This window comes from Nocardia pneumoniae NBRC 100136 (genome assembly GCF_000308755.1).
Taxonomy (GTDB): Bacteria; Actinomycetota; Actinomycetes; order Mycobacteriales; family Mycobacteriaceae; genus Nocardia; species Nocardia pneumoniae.
Genome location: NZ_BAGF01000136.1, coordinates 1 through 2,396 on the forward strand (window position 1 = coordinate 1; position 2,396 = coordinate 2,396).

The window sequence follows — 2,396 nt, forward strand, 5'->3', positions numbered from 1 at the left end:
GCGAGATAGACCCCCATCCTCTCCAAGAGATGAAGTCTCCGGACATGCCGGGGCGATTCACGCTCTTACTGCGAAGTGACCGTGATGTTTCCGCGACCAGGGAGCATAAGGTGTGACAGATTCTTGTTCATATGTGCTGGTAGTGGCTGGTTTTGAGTTTAGCGGAAGGGCTGGCGAGAGGTTGGTTGGATAGCGGTGGGAGCACATGCTAGTTGCGAGTTGAGCATTCGAATATTCCGTGAGATCTGTCCGTTGTCAATCGATGTGACGCAGGGCTTGGGGTGTGAGCAGCATTGCGTCAGATCTGTGGCAGATCGTTGCGCGGTCGGCTTGCCAGATTGTTGACGCAAGGTGGTTCGTTCCTCAGCTGCGTTGACTGCACCTGTTGCCACTGTCTTACTCGGGGCTGTATCCGGTATCGCAAAGGTCCGAGGTGCATACGGCGGCAGGGTTGACTGCGTCGGCAGTTGCGGGTGTTTGGTCGCGGTCAACGTGTCAGGAAGGCACGCAGTGCGGTTATCAGCGCGGCCGGATTGTCCTCCTGGACGTTGTGCCCGGCGTTCGGTACGACCACAAGCTCCCCGTCCGGAATGCGCTCGACCAGCCGTTCGGCGGCGGCTTGAGAAAGTGCCCTGCTGCGTCCGCCGCGTACCAACAGCACCGGCACTCCGCTCAGCTGAGCGGCCAGCCGATCGATAGCGGCGAGAATAGCGGGGAAATCGGGTGGACTCGGATCGGCCTTCGGCACCCAATCGCCATCGGGCGCCCGGCGAAACAGTGTGCTCATGCGGTAGGCGACTGCCGCGCGGTTGGCGCGAGGATTGACCCGCATGGCGCCATCGACCACCGTCTGGAGTTCGCGCACCGGACCGAGCCCGGTGATGAATGCTCGCATTCGCTGGGTGCTGTCGAAGTCCACGCCGGGGGCGACATCGATGAGTGCCAGCCGGTCGACTCGGTCTGGCCACGCGTCAGCGACGTGCGCGGCGACCACGCCGCCGAGGGACATTCCGACCAGACCGACCCGATCGAAGCCGAGGTGGTCGGCCGTGGCGACGACGTCGGCCGCCAGGGTGTCGATGCTGTAGTCGTCGGACCAGTCACTGTCACCGTGCCCGCGCAGATCCAGCGCGACCAGCCGGGCATCGCCGCGCAGCCCGAGGCAGACGAAATCCCATGTGTGCGCGGTCAATCTGCCGCCGTGCAGCAGCAGTACCGGGGATCGGGTTCCGCCCCAGTCCAATCCGTGTAGCCAGCAGCCCGCATGGGAGAAGTGAATCTCACGGGGCGGCGTCGAATCGTGGATCGAGACGCCCAGTGTCACCGCCAGCTCGGTCATCGACGGAATCGTGGATTGTTCGTGCACGACGCCACACTCCTTACCTTGAGCATCCAAGGTAGGCAACGTTACCTCGACTAGTCAAGGTAATATTGCTGGGTGGCTGTCCGAATACGACGTACACCCGATGACGCCAAGCGGATGATCCTGGAGGCGGCGAGCAGGCTACTGGCCGCAGGTGGACTGGCCGCGGTGCAGGTGCGTGCGGTCGCCGCCGAGATCGGCGTGTCCGATGCCGCGGTCAACCATCACTTCGGCACGCGGGACCAACTGCTGGAGGCGTTGCTACGATTCGGCGGGACCAAACTGAAGACCGAACTGCACGCCGTTCTGGGCGCGTGGACCGACAGCCCGATCGACCCCGCCGAGTTGGTGCACGCGCTGTCGGCACTCTACGCCGACGGTTATGCCGAACTGGCGCTCGCGCTGCACCGGTCCGGTTGGCGGGATACCGGCAGCGGGCTGCTCGATGAGGTGGTGGACCGGCTGCACGGCCAGGCGTGTGAGGGCTGCGCGGCCAGCGGGAGAACGCCGCCACTGCGCGAGACGATCCAGCTGACCGTGGCCGCGTTGCACCAGGCTGTTGCGATGGAGCCGTTGTTCGGCGATGAATTCCGCCGCAGTGTCGGCCTGGGCGCGGCCGCGCGGGATCAGATGCTCGACTGGTGGATCGAGACCCTGCGCACGACCGTTGCCGGAGAGCAAGGGCCGACGCCTCGCCCCGGGAAGAATGTGTAACCGGATTTTCTGTACCGGAACAAGTTTCAGTGTCGTAGAGGTGTACGTACCTGGTCCCGTGTGGACCGTCGATGATGAGTGGGGCATCGCGGTCGAACGACCGCTGAAGCGCCGCGCACTCGCGCAGCTCGCTTCGCCCGGGGGCGTATCGGTATCGACCTGCGTCAGATTGGTGGCAGAACCTCCGCACTTGTGCCAGAACATTGGCAATACGTCAGGTCAGCTGGCTCCGGACAAGATCGAATGAATTGAGGGTTGCATGGGCCTGGCTGGCTCTGTTCGCGAACTGTGACGTCAGTTGTTCGCCAATCCTGGCGGC

At 63.7% G+C, this 2,396-nt stretch carries 2 protein-coding genes; one reads left to right on the forward strand and one right to left on the reverse strand.

The features are described from left to right. Nucleotides 1-487 precede the first annotated feature (487 nt). Nucleotides 488-1,366 (reverse strand): alpha/beta fold hydrolase, encoded by an 879-nt coding sequence (locus tag ON34_RS28715; protein ID WP_157172459.1) that lies wholly within the window; start codon nucleotides 1,364-1,366, stop codon nucleotides 488-490. A 72-nt stretch (nucleotides 1,367-1,438) separates the two neighbouring features. Here ON34_RS28715 and ON34_RS28720 point away from each other — a divergent pair, with 72 nt between their 5' ends. After that, the gene (locus ON34_RS28720) at nucleotides 1,439-2,077 is read left to right on the forward strand and encodes a TetR/AcrR family transcriptional regulator (protein ID WP_218003940.1); all 639 of its coding nucleotides are present in this window, start codon (nucleotides 1,439-1,441) and stop codon (nucleotides 2,075-2,077) included. Nucleotides 2,078-2,396: the final 319 nt, after the last annotated feature.